18 protein-coding genes are annotated in these 20,813 nt (G+C 34.4%); 4 read left to right on the top strand and 14 right to left on the bottom strand.

Annotation, left to right across the window (positions count from 1 at the left end; translation table 11 throughout):
- Window positions 1-452: 452 nt before the first annotated feature.
- From mtaB to ACTSKG_RS01855, 9 genes are all read right to left on the bottom strand, one after another.
- Entirely contained in the window at window positions 453-1,793 is a 1,341-nt protein-coding gene (mtaB, locus tag ACTSKG_RS01895; RefSeq protein WP_464756468.1) for a tRNA (N(6)-L-threonylcarbamoyladenosine(37)-C(2))-methylthiotransferase MtaB, read from the bottom strand.
- Window positions 1,794-1,808: 15 nt separating this feature from the next.
- Window positions 1,809-2,549: a 16S rRNA (uracil(1498)-N(3))-methyltransferase gene (locus ACTSKG_RS01890; protein WP_464756467.1), complete on the bottom strand. Its 741-nt coding sequence runs from the start codon at window positions 2,547-2,549 to the stop codon at window positions 1,809-1,811.
- A gap of 10 nt (window positions 2,550-2,559) precedes the next feature.
- Entirely contained in the window at window positions 2,560-3,504 is a 945-nt protein-coding gene (prmA, locus tag ACTSKG_RS01885) for a 50S ribosomal protein L11 methyltransferase (protein WP_464756466.1), read from the bottom strand.
- Between the two features lie 15 nt (window positions 3,505-3,519).
- Entirely contained in the window at window positions 3,520-4,641 is a 1,122-nt protein-coding gene (gene dnaJ, locus ACTSKG_RS01880) for a molecular chaperone DnaJ (protein WP_464756465.1), read from the bottom strand.
- Window positions 4,642-4,762: 121 nt separating this feature from the next.
- The gene (dnaK, locus tag ACTSKG_RS01875) at window positions 4,763-6,589 is read right to left on the bottom strand and encodes a molecular chaperone DnaK (RefSeq protein ID WP_464756464.1); all 1,827 of its coding nucleotides are present in this window, start codon (window positions 6,587-6,589) and stop codon (window positions 4,763-4,765) included.
- Between the two features lie 157 nt (window positions 6,590-6,746).
- Window positions 6,747-7,298 carry a nucleotide exchange factor GrpE gene (gene grpE, locus ACTSKG_RS01870; RefSeq protein WP_464756463.1) on the bottom strand — a complete coding sequence of 184 codons (552 nt, stop codon included), beginning with the start codon at window positions 7,296-7,298 and terminating at the stop codon, window positions 6,747-6,749.
- A gap of 13 nt (window positions 7,299-7,311) precedes the next feature.
- Window positions 7,312-8,349 carry a heat-inducible transcriptional repressor HrcA gene (gene hrcA / locus ACTSKG_RS01865; protein ID WP_464756462.1) on the bottom strand — a complete coding sequence of 346 codons (1,038 nt, stop codon included), beginning with the start codon at window positions 8,347-8,349 and terminating at the stop codon, window positions 7,312-7,314.
- A gap of 96 nt (window positions 8,350-8,445) precedes the next feature.
- Window positions 8,446-9,579: a radical SAM family heme chaperone HemW gene (gene hemW, locus ACTSKG_RS01860; protein WP_464756461.1), complete on the bottom strand. Its 1,134-nt coding sequence runs from the start codon at window positions 9,577-9,579 to the stop codon at window positions 8,446-8,448.
- Window positions 9,580-9,838: 259 nt separating this feature from the next.
- On the bottom strand, window positions 9,839-10,594 hold the full coding sequence (locus tag ACTSKG_RS01855; protein WP_464756460.1) for a polysaccharide deacetylase family protein: 756 nt from the start codon (window positions 10,592-10,594) through the stop codon (window positions 9,839-9,841).
- 536 nt (window positions 10,595-11,130) lie between these two features.
- Here ACTSKG_RS01855 and ACTSKG_RS01850 point away from each other — a divergent pair.
- Together ACTSKG_RS01850 and ACTSKG_RS01845 are read left to right on the top strand one after the other, a co-directional pair.
- Window positions 11,131-11,298, top strand: a complete 168-nt coding sequence (locus ACTSKG_RS01850) for a hypothetical protein (protein WP_464756459.1) — start codon at window positions 11,131-11,133, stop codon at window positions 11,296-11,298.
- Window positions 11,299-11,589: 291 nt separating this feature from the next.
- A complete protein-coding gene (locus tag ACTSKG_RS01845) occupies window positions 11,590-11,730 on the top strand; it encodes a YjcZ family sporulation protein (protein ID WP_464756458.1) in 141 nt (46 codons plus the stop codon).
- A 589-nt stretch (window positions 11,731-12,319) separates the two neighbouring features.
- Here the strand turns inward: ACTSKG_RS01845 and lepA are convergent.
- From lepA to gpr, 3 genes are all read right to left on the bottom strand, one after another.
- The gene (lepA, locus tag ACTSKG_RS01840; protein ID WP_464756457.1) at window positions 12,320-14,149 is read right to left on the bottom strand and encodes a translation elongation factor 4; all 1,830 of its coding nucleotides are present in this window, start codon (window positions 14,147-14,149) and stop codon (window positions 12,320-12,322) included.
- Window positions 14,150-14,671: 522 nt separating this feature from the next.
- Window positions 14,672-15,466: a stage II sporulation protein P gene (spoIIP, locus tag ACTSKG_RS01835; RefSeq protein WP_464756456.1), complete on the bottom strand. Its 795-nt coding sequence runs from the start codon at window positions 15,464-15,466 to the stop codon at window positions 14,672-14,674.
- Window positions 15,467-15,626: 160 nt separating this feature from the next.
- Entirely contained in the window at window positions 15,627-16,643 is a 1,017-nt protein-coding gene (gene gpr / locus ACTSKG_RS01830) for a GPR endopeptidase (RefSeq protein ID WP_464756455.1), read from the bottom strand.
- Between the two features lie 160 nt (window positions 16,644-16,803).
- Between gpr and rpsT the strand changes: the two genes are divergently transcribed.
- Window positions 16,804-17,052 (top strand): 30S ribosomal protein S20, encoded by a 249-nt coding sequence (gene rpsT / locus ACTSKG_RS01825; protein ID WP_464756454.1) that lies wholly within the window; start codon window positions 16,804-16,806, stop codon window positions 17,050-17,052.
- 166 nt (window positions 17,053-17,218) lie between these two features.
- Here the strand turns inward: rpsT and holA are convergent, their stop codons facing one another.
- The gene (holA, locus tag ACTSKG_RS01820; RefSeq protein WP_464756453.1) at window positions 17,219-18,223 is read right to left on the bottom strand and encodes a DNA polymerase III subunit delta; all 1,005 of its coding nucleotides are present in this window, start codon (window positions 18,221-18,223) and stop codon (window positions 17,219-17,221) included.
- 156 nt (window positions 18,224-18,379) lie between these two features.
- On the opposite strand from holA, the gene ACTSKG_RS01815 reads away from it, so the two are divergent.
- Window positions 18,380-18,514 carry a YqzM family protein gene (locus ACTSKG_RS01815; RefSeq protein WP_151700408.1) on the top strand — a complete coding sequence of 45 codons (135 nt, stop codon included), beginning with the start codon at window positions 18,380-18,382 and terminating at the stop codon, window positions 18,512-18,514.
- Between the two features lie 43 nt (window positions 18,515-18,557).
- Here the strand turns inward: ACTSKG_RS01815 and ACTSKG_RS01810 are convergent, their stop codons facing one another.
- Window positions 18,558-20,768, bottom strand: coding sequence for a DNA internalization-related competence protein ComEC/Rec2 (locus ACTSKG_RS01810; RefSeq protein ID WP_464756452.1), 2,211 nt, complete (start codon window positions 20,766-20,768; stop codon window positions 18,558-18,560).
- Window positions 20,769-20,813: the final 45 nt, after the last annotated feature.

Genomic DNA, 20,813 nt, shown 5'->3' with positions numbered 1-20,813 from the left:
CTGAAATCGTGGTTGTTTTCCGTTTCAGGCGGACGCTTGCAAGTCGGGCAAGCATCAAGCCTCTTCCCCTGCTCCTGCGCAAGCTCGTCGCCTCGCGAAATCCTTTAACAGCAAGTAAACAGATATAATCGGTGGCACTAAAAAAATAAGTAGTATCCACCATTGAAGAATCGAAGAGCTTCCGAAATGTTATCTTCGGAAGCTTTTAAATGAGTAGGAAAGCATTCTTTCTCTAATTATCCAAACAAAAAGCATTATGTCCTCACAAATTCCAAGAGGGCGACGGACAAACATCTGCCACAAGATTACCGAAAAAATGTAGCTGGAAGTGACGCAGTCACTTCCAGCTAAATAATTCCAAGGGTAATAGTGTAGTGAATGTTTCGTCCAAAGTACTCTGCAAATAGTAAAGACAAGATGCACTTAAAAGGACTTGCACTTTCCTAATTCTTTTAAACTAACTCTTCTACTTGGTCTAAAACTCGAACAAATTGACCTTCGTTATATGGATAACCAGATTTAGTTATTTTTACTCGAACTAGTTTTCCGATTAATTCCTCTGTACCAGGAATAACAACTTTTAAATAGTTATCAGTATAACCTTCAACTAAATTCATTTTAGAATCTAATTTATATTTTTCCTCAGGAATGATTTCTAAAATTTCTCCTTCAAAACGAGAAGCATATTCTACTGCTAATTGATTATTTAATGTGATTAAGCGATGTACACGCTCGTTTTTCACTTCTTCATCAACTTGGTCTTCCATTCTGGCAGCAGGCGTACCTGTACGTTTAGAATAAGGGAATACGTGAAGCTCAGAAAAACGTTGATCATGGATAAAATTATATGTTTCCATAAATTCTTCTTCGGTTTCTCCAGGGAAGCCAACAATAACATCTGAAGTTATCGCTAAATCAGGAAGTGCTTCTCTAAGTCGATCTAATCGATTTGCAAAAAACTCCATAGTATATTTTCTTCTCATTCTTTTTAACACTGTGTCTGAACCGGATTGAATTGGAATATGTAGATGTCTCACTACTATTTTAGAATCTCTTAAAACATCGATTACTTCATCCGATAATTGACTTGCTTCTATTGAGCTAATACGTAGTCGTTTTAAGCCTTTAACATTGGATTCAATATCTTTTAAAAGCTGAGCTAAATTATAATCTTTTAAATCTTCACCATATCCACCAGTATGAATTCCCGTTAGAACGATTTCTAAATAACCAGCGTCAACTAATTGTTGCGCTTGGTGGACAACCTCTTCAGGATCTCGCGAACGCATTAGACCACGAGCCCATGGGATGATACAAAAAGTACAGAAGTTATTACAACCCTCCTGGATCTTTAAAGATGCACGAGTGCGGTCCGTGAAGGAAGGAACATCTAACTCTTCGTATACACGATTTTTCATAATATTCCCTACTGCATTAATCGGTTTACGCTCTGTTTTATATTGCTCAATATAATCAAGCATTTTTGTGCGTTCTTGAGTTCCAACTACAATATCAACACCAGGAATAGCCATAATTTCAGCTGGTGAGGTCTGAGCGTAACAGCCTGTTACACATATAACCGCATCCGGATTTTGGCGAATTGCACGGCGAATGACTTGTCTACTTTTTTTATCGCCCGTATTTGTTACTGTACATGTATTTATCACATATACATCTGATTGTTTTTCAAAATCAGTTCTGACATATCCATTATCTTTAAATAGTTGCCAAATTGCTTCAGTTTCATAATGATTCACTTTACAGCCTAATGTATGGAATGCAACGGATGACATCACCTTACACCTCTTTCATTCATATTCATAAGAAATTGCAGCAAGCGCATATAACGGTGCTGTTTCTGTTCGTAGAATTCTTGGTCCTAGAGAAATCGGTTGAAAATCATTGTTTAATAAAGTTTTTATTTCTGAACGATCTAATCCACCTTCTGGACCAAATACGATAAGTATCGATTTTTTATCATACACCTTTTTTAATTGCTCGGCAAATTTCTTGCGTTGTTCAAGTTTTGCGTCCTCTTCATCTGCAACAAACTTTACATCGTATGATTTACTAATTTCTATAAGTTCATTTAAAACAATGGGATTATGTATGTGCGGAACAAAAGATCGATGTGATTGCTCCGCCGCTTCTTTCGCAATTTTTTGTAATCGAACAATCTTTTTTTCGTTTTTTTTCTTGTCCCATTTAACAATAGATCTTTTTGCTTCGAATGGGTAAAGTGTGTGCATGCCAAGTTCAGTAGCTTTTTGGGTGATTAACTCTAATTTATCTCCCTTTGGAAGCCCACAAACAATGGACACTTTTATAGGCATTTCATTTGACTGTTCAGATTTATTCCCCACCTGTAATAATACAGATTTGGAAGATGCCTCTACAATTGTCGTTGTATATGTTATGTTTTCAACAACTAAATATACTTGATCTCCAGGATTCATGCGCATCACTTGAATCATATGATGCGCGTCTTCTCCTGAAATGATTATTTTGTTATTCTCATCGATTTTTTCATACGTAAAATAACGTTGCATAATAATCTCCTTATAGAAGCGGTTTTCTAGAAATAATTGTAACCCAATCTTCCATCATCATCACTTCTTCAATTTCAAAGCCTGATTTTTGCAATGCTTTTTTAACTTCTTCTTTTTTAGTAGAAATTATTCCAGAGGTTATAAATAATCCTTTTTCCTTTACAATTGAGAAAGCCTCATCCGTAAATGTCATTATAATTTCAGCTAAAATATTCGCAATGACGATATCTGCTTGTTCACTTACATTATCAAGTAAATTACCATGTGTCACTTCTATTAAATGTTCAACATGATTTAAAGCTATATTTTCTTTAGCAGAAGCTACTGCTACTTCATCTAAATCGAGTGCATGAATTGATGTTGCTCCAAGTTTTGCTGCACCAATAGAAAGTACCCCAGAACCAGTTCCTACATCTATTACTTTTGAGTTTGGTTGTACTGTTTTTTCTAGTGCTTGAAGACACATAACTGTTGTTGGATGTGTACCTGTACCAAATGCCATACCGGGGTCCAGCTCTATTATTAATTCATCTGTACTAACTCTTTCATAGTCTTCCCATGTTGGAACAATAGTAAAACGATTAGAAATTTTAACTGGATGGTAGTATTTCTTCCAAGCAGTTGCCCAATCTTCTTCGTCAACTTCTTGAACTGTTACAATATTATGACCAATATCAATATTAAAGTTTTTTAAGTTGTTAACCGCAAGTTTGATCTCTTCAACTGTTTCTAATAGAAAGCTAGTTTCTGCTAAATATGCTTTTACACGAACTCCATCTACTGGGAAATCATCTGGGTTTAAGCTATAAATTTCACCAAATCTATCTTCTCTTTCTCTTACTAACTCTTCCGAATCTTCAATGACTACCCCACTTGCACCAGCTTCATGCAAAATATTACTTATCGCGTCAACCGCTTCATTTGTTGTATGAATAGATAACTCAGACCATTTCACTTGCGCACAACTCCTTTATTCACCTTTTAATGTCTTTTTAATCTTATCGAACAATGAGCTCCCTTGCTCTTCAGGAATATCTCCACTTATTTCTGCAAATTCACGAAGTAATTGCTTTTGTTTTTCCGTTAGTTTTTTCGGAGTAATCACTTTGACAATCACATGTTGATCTCCAACACCGTATCCATGAACGTTTTTAACACCTTTTCCTTTTAATCGGAATTTCGTCTGAGATTGAGTTCCGGCAGGTATTTTTAATTTTACTTTACCTTGCACGGTAGGTACTTCAATTTCGTCCCCTAGTGCTGCCTGAGCATACGTTAATGGTAATTCATAATAAATATCGTCTCCATCGCGTTCAAAACGTGGATCTGCTTTAACTCGGAATACAATGTATAAATCTCCTGCTGGACCACCATTTACCCCTGGCTCCCCTTGACCACTTACGCGAAGTTGTTGGCCATCATCTACACCAGCTGGAATGGTAACTTTAATTTTTTTCCGTTTATTAACAGTACCTCTTCCATGACAAGTAGAACATTTGTCTTTAATAATTTTACCAGTTCCATGACAGTGGTTACATGAACGTTTTGTCTGAATGCGTCCGAATGGTGTGTCTTGTGTAACATTTACTTGGCCTGCTCCATTACAATGTGTACATTTTTCAGGATGTGTACCAGGTTTTGCACCAGTTCCACTACACGTATCACAAGTTTCTTCTTTTGCAATCTCTATTTCTTTTTCTTTACCAAATACTGCTTCCTCAAATTCAATTGTCATCGAATATTGAAGGTCATCACCTTTTCTTGGTGCATTTGGATCTCTTCTACGCGATCCACCGCCACCTCCGAAAAATGAACTGAAAATGTCTTCAAAGCCGAAGCCATCTCCACCACCGAAACCACCAAATCCTTGGTTAGGTCCTGCATGGCCAAATTGGTCATATTGCGCTCGTTTTTGGTCATCACTTAATACTTCGTATGCTTCTGATATTTCTTTAAATTTCTCTTCTGCATCTGCTGCTTTGTTAATATCTGGGTGATATTGTTTCGAAAGCTTTCGGTATGCTTTTTTAATTTCATCCTGTGAAGCACTTTTAGACAATCCAAGGACTTCATAGTAATCACGTTTATTCATAGTTCACTCTCCCGATCTTATAGCCTACACATAAAGTTTATTGTAACATGGACAAAATATTAATAGCAAAACATTGAAAAAGCCAAAGCCGAAAACGGTCTTTGACTTTTTCTACCAAAACTTACTTGTCTTTATCGTCGTTAACTTCTTCAAATTCTGCGTCTACAACACCGTCATCGTTTGAGCCAGCATCACCGCTATTAGCAGCAGCTTCTGCTTGCGCTTGTTCATACAATTTCATCGTTAACTGTTGAACAATTTCATTTAATTTATCTTTTTTGGTTTTAATTTCTTCTAAGTTACCAGTTTCTAATGCTGCTTTTAACTCTTCTTTTGCATCTTCAGCTGATTTTTTCTCATCTTCTGATACTTTATCTTCAAGGTCTTTTAATGTTTTTTCTGTCATGAATACTAATTGATCAGCTTCATTTTTCACTTCAGCTTCTTCTTTACGAACTTTATCTGCCTCAGCGTTAGCTTCTGCTTCTTTTACCATACGTTCGATTTCTTCATCAGAAAGGGATGAATTCGATTGAATTGTAATATTTTGTTCTTTCCCTGTTCCCATATCTTTCGCTTTAACATTTACGATACCGTTTTTGTCAATATCGAATGTAACTTCGATTTGTGGAATACCACGTGGTGCTGGTGGAATATCCGAAAGTTGGAAACGACCTAGTGTTTTATTATCCGTTGCCATTGGACGTTCACCTTGTAATACGTGAATGTCAACTGCTGGTTGGTTATCTGCTGCAGTTGAAAATGTTTGGGATTTTGAAGTTGGAATAGTTGTATTTCGATCGATTAATTTCGTAAATACGCCACCCATTGTTTCGATTCCCAATGAAAGTGGTGTTACATCAAGTAATACAACGTCTTTAACATCTCCAGTTAATACTCCACCTTGAACTGCAGCACCCATAGCTACAACTTCATCTGGGTTTACACCTTTATGTGGTTCTTTTCCAGTTTCTTTTTTAATGGCTTCTTGTACTGCTGGAATACGAGTAGAACCACCTACCAGAATAACTTTGTCGATTTGAGAAGCTGACAATCCTGCATCTTTCATTGCTTGTCGAGTTGGTACCATTGTGCGCTCTACTAAGTTCGATGTTAAATCATCAAATTTCGCACGAGTCATTGTAACTTCTAAGTGAAGAGGTCCAGCTTCTCCAGCAGTAATGAATGGAAGTGAAATTTGTGTTGATGTTACACCTGATAAATCTTTTTTCGCTTTTTCAGCTGCATCTTTTAGACGTTGAACAGCCATTTTATCTTGTGATAAGTCAATACCATTATCTTTTTTGAATTCTTGTACTAAGTAATCCATCAATACTTGGTCAAAGTCGTCCCCACCAAGACGGTTATCTCCAGCTGTTGCAAGAACTTCAAATACGCCATCACCAAGTTCTAATATAGACACGTCAAATGTACCGCCACCTAGGTCATATACAAGGATTTTTTCATCATGATCCATTTTATCTAAACCATATGCAAGTGCAGCTGCAGTTGGTTCATTGATAATACGTTCTACTTCTAGACCAGCAATACGTCCAGCGTCTTTTGTTGCTTGACGCTCTGCATCGTTAAAATAAGCAGGAACAGTAATTACAGCTTTCGTTACTTTTTCTCCTAGGTATTCTTCAGCATATCCTTTTAAGTATTGAAGAATCATTGCAGATACTTCTTGTGGTGTATAATCTTTATCTTCTGCTTTAACTTTTTCATTTGTACCCATTAAACGTTTAACAGAAGAAATTGTATTTGGGTTTGTTATGGATTGACGTTTTGCCACTTCCCCAACTTGTTTTTCTCCATTTTTAAAAGCAACAACAGATGGGGTTGTTCGGTTACCTTCTGGATTTGGAATTACCTTTGGTTCTCCACCTTCTAATACAGATACACATGAGTTTGTTGTTCCTAAGTCAATACCAATAATTTTAGACATATAATTTTCCTCCTAATTTATAACTAAGTATAGTGTTACTCTGTAGAATACTTCTTCTCATACTTATTGAAAACGCTTCTGAGTCGTACAACCTGAGTTCACGACGGTTCAATATTCCCACATTTTGTGAGCTTGAACTTGTTTTCAACAGCCTGAACTATTCGTTTACTTTAACCATTGAAGGTCGAAGTATTCTATCTTTTAACTTATACCCTTTTTGTAATTCTTGAAGCACAATTCCTGGCTCCTTTGAATCGTCCTTTTCCTGCATAACTGCTTGATGGAAATTAGGGTCGAAAGGAACCCCTTCCGATTCAATTTGCTCAAGACCCTCTTTGGATACTGCATCAAGTAAGGTGCGATAAACCATTTCTACACCTTTAACTAAAGAAGCAGCTTCCTCTGAAGTCGGTTGAATAGCTAATGCTCTTTCAAAGTTGTCTAGTACTGGTAAGATATCAGTTAAGACAGCTTGAGCACGGTACTTGTAATCTGCTTCTTTGTCTAGTTGAACACGGCGCTTATAATTTTCAAAATCCGCTCTTAACCGAATGGACTTATTTTTTTCATCTTCCAATTCTTGTTTTACAAGTGCAAGTTCATCCACTTCTAAAGTCTCTTCGACAGATTCTTCAGTTGTTTCTCCTGATTGTTCATTCAACTCTTCAGTTTCTAATTCTTCCACTATTTCATCTTTTTGTTCTGGCATGCTTGCATCTCCCTTATCCATGATGGCCATTTAATATTCTAGATAATTCTCTAGATAAATCGGTACTCATAACATCAAGCAAAGAAACAACACGTTTATAGTCCATTCGTGTAGGACCTATAATCGCAATTGAACCCATTTGTTCTTCTCCTATAGCATAAGATGCGGTAATAACACTGCAGTCTTCCATAGCAAGATGATTGTTTTCTGAACCAATGCGTATTCTTATCCCTTTTTTATCAACGGGGAAAATACTAGGGATTTGACTTACATGATCCATCAAGTACATAATACTACGAGCTTTTTCAAGATCATTAAATTCTGGTTGATTTAAAAGTTGCATTTTACCACCGTAGTATACTTTTTCCTCTTGCTCTATCATCATCGATTTATTAAATGAACTTAACAGGTTATTAAAATGTCCTACTCGCTGTTTCAACAATAAACGAGTTACAGCCTCCAACTTTACAGGTAATTCATGCAAAGGAACCCCTATTAAGCTGTCATTTAACAAATTAACCATTCGTTCAATATCGGATGAAGTATAGGACTCTGGGATTGAAAACACTCGATTTTCAACATGTCCACTATCTGTAACGATAATCGCAACTGCAGTATCATCTGTAAGAGGAACGATAGAAAATCGTTTAACCCGATGTTTTTTAACATCCATTCCTAGTAATATGGAGGTGTAATTCGTTAGTTCAGACAAGATTTTTGCTGATTTACGAATAACTTGCTCCGTCTCCACCATTCGTTCTTCAAAAACAGATCGAATTTGCTTGATCTCGTCTTTTGATATTCGTTGTGGGGTTAACATATTGTCTACATAATAACGGTATCCTTTTTCCGAAGGGACACGCCCAGACGAAGTATGAGTTTTTTCTAAGAATCCCATATCTTCTAAATCTGCCATATCATTTCGAATAGTAGCAGGACTATATGGTACTTCCTCCTTTTTCGAAATTTGACGAGATCCAACTGGCTGAGCGGTTTCAATAAAATCATCTACCGTTACTTGCAATATTAATAATTGCCGATTAGTTAGCATGATTATCACCTCTGTTAGCACTCGTTCATTGAGAGTGCTAATACTCATATAAAAGGTATCAAATCTAAAGAAAACTGTCAACGAATATGATCTTAATTATCTAAGAAAATATTGAAATACTTCATTTCCTACAAATCGTCCTCGACGAGTAAGTTTTACAAAATCATTTTCCAATATTATTAATTCCTTGTGCATAAGTTCATCTAATTCATTACCATACACATTTTGTAGAGTCTTTCCATAACGATTTTCAAATTTCTTTAAAGAAATTCCTACGTTTTTACGTAATCCCAAAAACATTTCTTCTTCCATTTTTTCAATGTTCGTTACTTCTTTTTGTTGCATAATTGGTTTTTCATTTGATTCCAATGAATCCATATACTTTTTTAATGGTCCGTGATTTGAATATCGAATATTATTTACATACCCATGAGCTCCTGCTCCTAGCCCTAAATATTCATCATTATCCCAGTAAAGTAAGTTATGTCTGGATTCTTTCGCCTCAAATGAAAAGTTACTTATTTCATATTGATTGTAGCCCTGCTTTTGCATCTCATCCAATAAGTAACTATACATCTCAGCTTCTAAATCTTCTCCTGGTAAGGACAGTTTGCCTTTTGACATTAAGTTATAAAAAACCGTTTTTGGTTCAACTAATAATGAATATGCTGAAATATGTGGAATTTTTAATCGAAACGCTTCTTTTAATGATTGCTCCCACTGTTCCATCGTTTGGTTTGGTAATCCATACATTAAATCCATGCTTATAGAAGGAAAACCTATCTTTTTAGCATTTTCAATTACTGAATACACATGTTCATTCGAATGCGTTCTACCAAGTACTTTTAGAAGTTCTTGATCGAACGTTTGAACTCCCATGCTTAATCTATTTACACCAAAAGAGCGCATAAGTTTCATCTTTTCAAATGTTAGCTCATCAGGATTAGCTTCTGATGTAAATTCAATTATTTTATTCAGTGGAATATGTGTATGAATTAGAGTAAATAATCGCTCTAATTGCTTTTCGGTTAACGAGGTAGGTGTACCTCCTCCTATAAAAATAGTTTCGATTGAAGCATTGTTTAATTGCTCTTTATACATTTTCATTTCTTTACCTAATGACTCAATATACTCGTCCACTGGTTGATTATGAAAGAAAAATTTATTGAAATCACAATAATTGCAAATTTGATGACAAAAAGGAATATGGATATATATACCACGTACCATATGATTCCCTACTTTCTATAAAGTAAAAAGGAGGCTAAAAATGCCTCCTTCTCCCTTTTTATTTATTCGGCTCGTCCATCTTCAGGACAGGCATAAATGTCTCCTGCTTCGAGCCTTTTCCTCATTGTAGTTTAACGTTTTTTTGTATCACTTGCAAATCTTTGATATAAAACGTTTTATGAGTGTTTTATTTTCTTAATATTATTTGAAGTTGCTCAGGGTTAATTAAATAATTTAATGCTTTGTTTCTCATTTAAAATTAGTCGTATTTTTTCTCTTTTTTAATTTTTAATTTTTCTTTTTTTTCTAGGTCAATAAGCTCTGTTATAGTAACAAATTTATATCCTTGTTTTTTAAGTTCCGGTAATATTTTTTCTAATGCTTTAACTGTCTGAATCCGGTTCCCTCCCCCATCGTGAAATAAAATTATATTTCCTGGTTTTGTTCCATCTAACACTGTTTTTATTATTCGATTAACACCGGGATCTTTCCAATCCTCTGTATCCATATGCCAAGACCACATAACAACCTTGTATCCATTTTTCACTAAACTTTGTATCATACTATCTGTATATTGTCCTTCAACAGGTCGAAAGAGCTCAGGATGGTAGCCTGTGATACTATAAATTAAATCATTTGTTTTTTTTATCTCTATCTCTAATTTAGGTAAAGTTGTTTTTAACGGATGGGTAAAGGTGTGATTAGCAATTTCATGACCTTCGTTGTACTGTCGCAGTAAAAGCTCAGGATTTTTTTCTGCATTTTCACCAACAATAAAAAAGGTGGCTTTTGCATTGTACTCCGCTAAAAGGTCTAATATGTCTGCTGTGTATTTAGGATGTGGGCCATCGTCAAATGTAATTGCCACTACTTTTTCTTCCGTTTTGATTTCCCAAACAACCTCTCCAGTTTGTTCGTAATAACGTCTACCCTTGTCAGCAGATGTTGTATTAACCATCACGAACGTAATTCCCAAAAAAAGTAGTACAAATAAGAACAGATATTTATTTTTCATAAATCACATTCCAATCTTTTAATGACTAAGCTTTTGATTACTTTTTGTCTACTTGCACCTATTTATACCTTTTCTTTGTTTTATTTTTAACTAGAACCATTACGTCGTTTTATATTCATTTGCTCATTTAATTACTTCTCTCACATATTTATTAGAGCAAGGGTGGTGAAAAATTAATTTTGTTTTTGAATGAAACATACTGTATCTACAATCATCCAATTGGTTTTACTTTCAAACAAGGCTCATGAATAGGTCCAAACAATTACAGTGAGTTGATTGACTAATACTAAAAACGCCTAGTTTGTAAAACAAATTCTTGGTATTGCTAACTTCATTTCCTCTTCCACACTTTTATCAGTAGCGTATAAGTTGTAATTTATTTGTTTAAAATTCTCACACAGAACCGCAAGCTATAATAAGGGGGGTTCTATTTTTTGTTATCTTAAATAAATCAACTTTTCGGTCTGCGTATAAAAATCGCAATCCAGAACATAATAGGCATTATTGGAAATTATAAAGTTAAAGGGATGACCAAAATGACACATCAAAACATAAATGCAAATGCTAGCAAAAAAAAGAAAGAGCCAACTACGGAGACAGCCTATGGAGATCCTGTAAAACACTCTTCACCGACTATTAATAATGAGTATAAAAAAGCTTCTTCGGCAATTGCCGAAAGTACTCAAAAGGGCAATAATCGATAACTTTGTAAATCCTGTGCAACAAGCAGCCGAATAGGCTGTTTTTTTCGTTCTCTGATAAATTAGAACTAACTTGTTATTTGACTGTCTTAAGCGGCAGTCTAGAAACGAACTCTTACTTTGAATATTTCAGATGATAAATCCACTTGCCTAACGCCATTTTAAATTATGAATAAGATACTTAAATAAGGGCACATCAACCCACCCTGCTGTGCCCCAGTGGCTATCCTTAAAACTACAAATATCCTTTACTATATAAAAACGTATTAATTCGAACATAGGGGGTGTATAGGTATGGGTAATGCTGTTGGTGGATATGGTTCTGGATATGGTTCTGGATATGGTTCTGAATTCATATTAATTCTCGTTCTGTTTATTCTGTTGATTATTATTGGCGCCAGTTTCTTAGGCTCTGGTGGCGGTTACGGATGCTAACTATTTTTTAACAACTTTCAGAACTAATTAGACAGGTTTTTATGACCTGTCTATTTCTTAGGACTTGACTAGACATTAGATTCATATTCACAGCTTCGCACTGATTCTCCGAATAATTTCTTGTCGAAATCATTGAACTCCATTTAGTTGGATGGTAGATTGATTCCAAAGTTAAGAGTAGCTCATTTGCTACTATTTTCTTCTTACTACTAATTGAGTTTTTAGTTGAAGAATATCCAAATAAATGATTGCAAAGAAAAGGGAACCATGCAATAGAAGTGGTACAAAGTTTTTCTTCTTTTCGGTTTTCGGAATGCTAAAAGGGGTAAGTGAGAGGATTGAATAGAACGCTAAACAATTTAACTGTGGCTAAACAAATCTAAATAAGAGCAACTATAAAATATGAATATACTGTTTCCATATCTTTAAATGCTCTTCTTAAATTGCAGTACAGTAATATATGAGGTTTTTTTTAGAACGAATTAAGTTAATATAAAATAGCTTGCCACCAAAAGTAAATTATGGTGGCAAGCCGGTAGCAAACAACATATTATGTTATTACTTGTTAATATAAAAAGCGATAAAACACTTACTTATTCGGCTCGTCCATTTTAAGAACAGCCATAAATGCTTCTTGTGGTACCTCGACAGAACCAACTTGCTTCATACGTTTTTTACCTTCTTTTTGCTTTTCAAGAAGTTTACGTTTACGTGAAATATCTCCACCGTAACATTTAGCTAAAACGTTTTTACCTATTGATTTAATGGTAGAACGAGCCACAATTTTTTGTCCAATCGCTGCTTGAACTGGAACTTCAAACTGTTGCCTAGGAATAAGAGCTTTTAATTTCTCAACAATTATTTTTCCGCGGTCATAGGCAAAATCTTTGTGGACGATAAAGCTTAATGCATCTACTTTTTCACTATTTAGAAGGATATCCATTTTCACTAGTTTAGATTCTTTATACCCAATCAATTCATAATCAAAAGATGCATATCCTTTTGTACTTGATTTTAAAGAGTCAAAGAAATCATAAACAATTTCAGATAATGGAATTTCATAAATAATGTTTACACGAGCAGAGGACAGGTAATCCATCGTTATAAAGTTACCACGTTTACGTTGACATAATTCCATAACAGAACCTACATAATCTTCTGGAACCATTATAGAGGCTTTCACAAACGGTTCTTCAATAGTATCTACTTTTTGTACATCTGGCATCATAGATGGGTTGTCTACTTTGATGGTTTCTCCGTTTGTTAATTTTACATCATATATAACACTTGGGGCCGTAGTAATTAAGTCGATTTTAAATTCGCGCTCAATACGTTCCTGGATAATTTCCATGTGAAGTAATCCTAAGAAGCCACAACGGTAACCAAATCCAAGTGCTTGAGAAGTTTCTGGTTCAAACTCCAAGGCAGAATCATTTAGTTGCAATTTCTCTAATGCGTCACGTAAATCTACGTATTTAGAATTATCAATAGGATATAATCCACAGAACACCATAGGATTCATCTTCCGATATCCAGCAAGTGGTTCGGTTGCAGGGTTCGAAGCCAACGTGATAGTATCCCCAACGCTCGAATCACCTACATTTTTCATAGATGCGGTTAAAAATCCAACGTCCCCAACAGTCAGCTCAGAACGCATAGTTGCTTTCGGGGTAAACACACCTGTTTCAACAACTTCAAATTCCTTTCCAGAAGACATCATTTTAATCGTATCACCAGGTTTAACCGTACCTTCCATAACTCGAATGTACACAATTACTCCTCTGTATGGATCGAATAATGAGTCGAAAATAAGTGCTTTTAAAGGCGCTGAAGAATCTCCTGTCGGTGCAGGAACTTTTTCCACAATCTGTTCTAAAATTTCTTCAATACCGATACCTGCTTTTGCAGAAGCATGTACTGCTTCTGATGCATCTAGTCCTATGACTTCTTCTACCTCTTTTTTAACACGTTCAGGATCTGCAGCTGGCAAATCTATTTTATTAATAACAGGTAATATTTCTAAATTATTATCTAAAGCTAAGTACACATTTGCAAGTGTCTGAGCTTCTATACCTTGCGCAGCGTCGACAACTAGGATCGCGCCTTCACAAGCTGCTAAGCTTCTGGAAACCTCATACGTAAAATCGACATGTCCAGGCGTGTCAATTAAGTGGAAAATATACTCTTCTCCATCCTTAGCTGTATATGTTAACTGTACAGCATTTAGTTTGATGGTAATTCCTCTTTCGCGTTCCAAATCCATTGAATCGAGTAATTGGTCTTTCATTTCACGGGAAGTTAATGTTTGTGTTTTTTCTAAAATACGATCCGCTAATGTCGATTTCCCATGGTCTATATGTGCGATAATAGAAAAATTACGAATTTTTTTCTGTCGGTCCATTCTTTGTTCATGATTCATCTTGTTCACTCCTAAATCAAATACGCCTTGGCATTTTCCAGATTTTTATCGAGCTTGCTCGGAAATCTGCGGCATCCACCAGAGGCATTTACTTTATCCAATAGGGATCTGTGTTATCCCTCTAAATTGTCACTTTGCATTCTTCTCGCTATTCATTAGAAGTGATAGACTTCAGCTGAATGAAGTTAAACTACTAAGAATTATAACAGACATAGTGCCGTTAAGTAACGCTTAATAGTCTCCCATTAACTTTTTTTATGTTATTACGTTTTTTTGCTCTTGTGATATTTATTTTTCCCCAGAATTTTATCTTAACAAAAACCTGATACTAAGACAATCTAGTAGAAAAGAATTCATTTGAAACTATAGGTTTAGACACCTTATTCTATCTGCACCTAAATCCTATACAAGTCCACCTAAACTCTGGCTATAGGCACCTAAAGCGAGCTTCTACACACCTAAATGAAAAGAAGCAACCATTGTCCAAATATAAAAAGAGATTAAGCGATAATCGCTTAATCCCTAAGATGGTATTTTCTGATTGAACATATTAGAGACAGCTTTTGCTAAAATTGCAATGGATCGATCTACCTCTTGTTCGGTATTATCAACACCACCAAGTTCAACTACTAACAAATTTTTAGCAAGATCTTGGTTGTATACTCCATCTACACCTTTACCTGATTTAACAATAACTCCTCTTGATATTCCAGGAACTATTTTATTTAGTTCGTCAGAAAGATTTTGAGCTAATTGTTCATTCCATCTGTAGTTAGCATGCTCTCCACCAATAACAAATATAAATTTTGCATAGGTTTCTTCACCACTTTGAAGAGTTGTGACTTTTGCTTTCTGTGCGTCTCTATGAATATCCAATATAATATCATAATCACTATGTGCAATTGCATTCTGAACAAATGGGCGAATCGTATTATAATTATCCATTACTTCTGGGTTATGTTCCTCTAAAAACTGAGTATCAACTTGATGAAAGGCGAATTGGGCCGCTATTTGCTCTTGAAAAGAAGAAATATTGGTTAAAGAGTCATAGACAGCAATTTTTTCACCTTTTTCAGCAAGTATAGGCTTATATGCTTCATGAGCATGCGTGAAATATACGAACGCTTTTTTAGGTTCTATTATTTCTGTAATGTCCGGTTTTGATTCTAATTGGGCCGCATAAACTACAGGCGTGTCCTCTTTTTTATTTTCCGCTTTTTGTTGCATTGAAAGAGGTGTTTGGATAGTAGCGATAATAATAGGAGCTAAAAATAATAGTAATAAAATGCTCGTTAAATTCTTTAGGGAATTAGCCATAATTTCCACTCTCCTCAAATAATCGTATGATGAGAAGAGCTTTTTTAGAACAATTTAGTAAGTATTTGTTTGGCCAAGCCCTCCTCAGCGACGAGCTTGCACTGAGGAATCAAGCGATTGTTTTTTTTATCAATCGCTATACCAGTGGACAAAAAAACAATTATCGGTTAGAAATCCAAGTTTCAATTCCATCTGATAATAAATAGGCATATTGTTCCACCCAAGCATCCGTTTCTTTTGGTGTCACAAATAAACTTGGATTTTTTCCAACAAAAACTTCTTCAAACAACTTTCTTTTTTCATCAGTTGGCCAAGTTACCCACTCTCCAAAAATTGGTTGTAAAACTTTATTATCAATCGTAGGTTTTTTGCTCGATACCATAGGAGTTACAGCTAAAGCAGAGGATGGACTACCTTTTTCTTCTATTTTAGATGCAATATAATGTATGACATGTTCCATTGCATCCGCGTATAGGACAGGACCGTCCACTACCATTGGTATCCCAATTGCAGTTACTGGTACTCCGTAAACATCCTCGGATACTTCTTTTCTTTGATTTCCAACCCCAGACCCAGGATGGATTCCTGTATTTGTAAGTTGAATAGTTTTACATAGCCTTTCACTATTTCTTGCCGCTAGTGCATCTAAAACAATAATTAAGTCAGGTTCAAAAGCATTGCTTATCGCCTCAATAAAATTACTTGTTTCAAATCCTGTTTGTCCTGTCACCCCAGGGGCATACATAACAACTTTTACATTTTCTTCTTTTTGCGATAATGAAGAACTTTGTAAATATTCTATCGCTTTCGGACCAATTGCATCTGGAGTAATAGTAGAATTACCTAGACCAATTATTAATACTTTAGAAGATTTTGTTAAAGTTAAGTGTTGATGCATCTCTTCTAACTTTTGAATAAAAATTTTCTTCAATGCTTCAAAGCTTTCATTATCATCGGGGTGTACCGTCAAATCAGTTAACGTTATATATTTCCCTTTTTTCTTTCCTATTTGTTTTTCCCCTTGTTCGTCTACTTCAATGGAAGTTACTAAAACTGCGCCTTTCCTACTTTCTTCAAACTTTATACCTTCTGAATCCTTTAAAACGTCTTTTTCACCTTTAGTTCTATGCTTTACCATTTCTTCCGTTTCATCTAATAAATCCGTTCGTCCCCACATAAAATCACCTCTTAAATAGTTTGTTCTAAGTGTCAAGTAAATATTCTTTGCATTTATATATTGCAATTTGTTTTTTCGTTTGTTAAAATAATGCTTGTTGTATTAGACAGTTTTCAACACATTAAAGTATCATCTCAGACCTTACTAGGAGGTGAAAGGTATGCCAAATATTAAATCCGCTATTAAACGTGTTAAGCAAAATGAGACTTTAAATGCTCAAAATGCACATGCAAAATCAGCTATGCGTACTGCTGTAAAAAAAGCTGATACTGCTGCACTTAATAACGAAGAAAACGCAAAAGATCTTATTAAATCTGCTATCAAACAATTAGAGAAAGCAGCTTCAAAAGGTTTAATTCATAAAAACGCAGCTACTCGTAAGAAAGCTCAATTAATGAAAAAAGCGTAATTAAAAAGACTGATCCGATACCTATCGGTCAGTCTTTCTTTTTTGACTAACAACTTTCCATATCTTCAGAAATCTGATTTGCTTCCCCTTTTTTAACCAATTCTTGTTGGTCCGCGACCTAGTAGTTCGGGGTTTGGGCTTAAAAAAAACTCTCTCTGCTCTTTTCTTATTTCATTAAAAACATTTCTAATATTCTCTCTCGATTAATATTCAATGTTTTTAATTGTAAATCTACTGTTGCAAGATCATTTAAAGTTGTAAGTAATTTTTTATCATTTTGTAGACTTGGATTATCAAATAATAATTTAACTCGGTATGGATGTACCTTTAATTGAGTAGCTATTTGTTGCGCATGGTAACCTTTTTTCTTTAGGTGACCAACCTGAATCATTAATCTTACTTGTGTTGCTATTAATGCATTCAACTTTAAAGGATCTTCTTTCCGTTTCAATAAATCATGATATATTTCAATTGCTTCGCTTTTATTTCCCGATAGGTAGGCATTCCCTAAAGTAAATACATCTTGTTCTAATGTTCGTACAAGAAGCAACTTGACTGTTTCAGCATCGATTTCATCTAATTCACCTAGATAAGTGGCTATTTTCATTAGTTCTGTTTGTAAATGGACTAAATTAGATCCACGAACTTCAATCAATGTATTTAATGCTTCTTCTGAAATTGTTTTTCCAAAACTAGAAACTTCGTGCAATATCCAACCTTTCAAATCATGTGGCTGTAAACTAGAAGCTTCAATAACTTCGGAATGTTGTTTTATCGTTTTCGTTATTTTTTTTCGTTCATCCAGTTTCTCATAAGGTGCAATAAAGACAGTAATAGCAGTTGGAGAAGGGCTTTGTAACCATTGTTCAAGAATATTCAAATCATGTACTACTTTTTCTTTCCCTTTTTCTGTAGCCTTTAAAAAGAATGCATTTCTAGCAACTACTAGTTTTCTATCCGAGAAAAAAGGAATTGTATCTGCTTCGTAAATAACTTCTTCTATATTTTTTTCTTCTAAATCAAAATTAATTACTTCTACTTCTCCATTTTCATTTAAATTCCTCTTTAATCTTTTTAATGTCTCTTCTATAAAATAGGCTTCAGTTCCATATAATAAATACACGGGTGATATTTTATTATTCGCTATTTTCATCCATTTTTCTGATATCATAAGGTAAAACTCCTCGTTTAGCATAATTAATATTATTATACAGTAGAATTAGTGAATAATTTGTGACATTCTATAACACAACAAAAAATTGACTGTTTGTGTGTAGATTTTTTTTAGGCAATCCTTTATAATTAGGTGGAAATAGGAGGGGTAACAATGAATGAGTTTGAACAAAATGTACAGTCGAAACGTAACGACGCAATCGACTCAGGCGTAGGTTTCGGTGTCTCCTTTGGATTTTTCACAATTATGTTCGCTATTGCAGTAATTATTGAGTTCGTTTCTCGATAAAAAAGGGAAAAATGGTTTTGTCTAACAGACAAAACCATTTTTTTTAAGGAGCTTTTACAAGTATTTCTCCTTTTTTTGTTATCTCTACTTCAATCGTTCCATCTATACCAGTCTGTAAAAAAGGGAGCTTTAATGCATTTAGACGGGCTACAACTTCTGCATGTGGATGACCATAGCGATTATTAAATCCTGCTGAAATAACCGAAAATTTAGGACGAGTAAGTTCTAAAAAAGATTGTACACTCGAAGTTTTACTACCATGATGACCTATTTTTAATAATGTAATTTGTTGAAGTTCATTTGAATACTTTCGAACCAGTTCTTCTTCTCCTTCTTTTTCTAAGTCTCCTGTAAATAATCCATGAAAAAAAGCATTTCGCATAGATAAGACCAGTGAATCATTATTACCTTCATATTCCAAGTCTGTTGGATTAATGTAGTTTAAATGAAAGTATTTAGAAGCTATTTGATCCCCTTCTTTTTTTTCAAATAATAGAATTTTTTGTTTCTCTATTTCTTTCATTAAATCGCTCATTACTTCTTTCTTATGTGAATTTGGGGAAATATGAACCTCTCGTACTCGTATTTGTTCTAACACTTCTTCGGCACCTTCCATATGGTCTGCATCCGCATGAGTGATAACTAATGTGTCAATTTTTGAAATTCCTTTTCCTTTTAAAAACGGAACAACAACTTGTCTACCTACTTCATATATTTCTCTTGTTTCTTTCCACTTTTCTTGTTCATATCTTAATAATCCACCTGTATCAATCATGATAACTTCTTTTCGATATGGCATTTCAATAATAGTACAATCTCCTTGACCAACATTTAGAAAAGTAATTCTAGTTGATCCATCTAGATAAGGCGAAATCTGTATCAATACTGCGGGGAAAATAAGCAATATAAAACTAACCAAGATGTTTTTTCTTCTCTCCAAAGATATAAAAAATATTATTACACCAAAATAGGCAAGAAGAATGTATGAAAAAGAAGGCTTCATAGGATTCCATAATTGAAAAGGCAAATTTCCTAAATATGTTATAATCTCTCCTAGCAAATTTCGAAGAGGCTCATATAGTGAAAAGAGTAATTTACTTACAGGAGTCGATATAAACGTAAATAGAAGAAGTAGGATATTAACGGGCAGTACAATAAATGAGAATATTGGTACAAAAATTAAATTAGCGAGGAAAGAAGAAATGGAAACTTCATAAAACTGAAAGATTAAAATAGGATAGACTATGAGTTGACACACTGAAGTAATAATAAGTGATTGTTTTAAATAAGTGGTATTACTATTTTTAATTAAAAATATGGAGGAATAAATTAATGAAAAAGCAGCTAAATATGACAATTGGAAACCAATCTGATAGATAACCCAGGGACTTAAATAGACAAAACCAATAACACTTAAAGAAAAAGCATCGTCTATGGCAATTTTTTTCTTTATTAGTATACTAACTAATACTAATTCTGTTACTGAAACAGATCTCCAAACTGAGGGTGCACCCCCTGCTAATAGTGCATATAGAGGAAGTGCAATAATTAACAACCAATTTGCTGTTTCCCTTCTTATTCGAATACGAATAAGAAATTCATATAGTAGAAGTGCTACTAAGCCCACATGAAGCCCTGATATTGCAAAAAGATGAGTTATTCCTAAAGTTTGATATGCTTTTTGCACATCTGAAGACATTTGTTCACGACTGCCTATTAATAATGCTTCAGCTTCAGACTGTAATGACAATGGAAAACTTGTTTGAATATGTCTCTTTAACTCAAATCTTTTCTTTGCCATATAACTTTTAAAACTTCGATCTTCTCCTGTAAATTGGTAACTTTCAACTTCTACTTGCCCAACTGCTCCATTACTTTTTATATAATCTTCCATATTAAAAGCGAATTTATGGGACAATGGCCCTTTAATGACTTCATGAGCAGTTACTTGAAAATTCTTTCCAGCAAGGGATATGTTAATAAAATCATTTTTTTCTTTTTCTGTTTGTATTTTTAGTTGTACGTACCATTTATTATGATCATTACCAATTGCAAATCCTCGAACAAAACTCCCATTTATTCTATAATCGTCAGTCCATGTAATTTCAGATATACTAATTTCTTCAGATGGCCGAGGAATTGTTATATTGAAATATAAGTAGGATAAAAAACCAATTAAAATAGTAATTAGGATTAATATATTATGCTTTCTCTTATAGATTAACCAAGTACAGACTAGTACTATTAATAGCAATACTCTTACAGATTCATAAGCCGCGATTGCAGCAATGACTATCGT

Source organism: Psychrobacillus syltrankelensis, assembly GCF_055454035.1.
The sequence above is the reverse complement of the archived record's forward strand: the minus strand, read 5'-3'. Positions and strand labels throughout refer to the sequence as shown.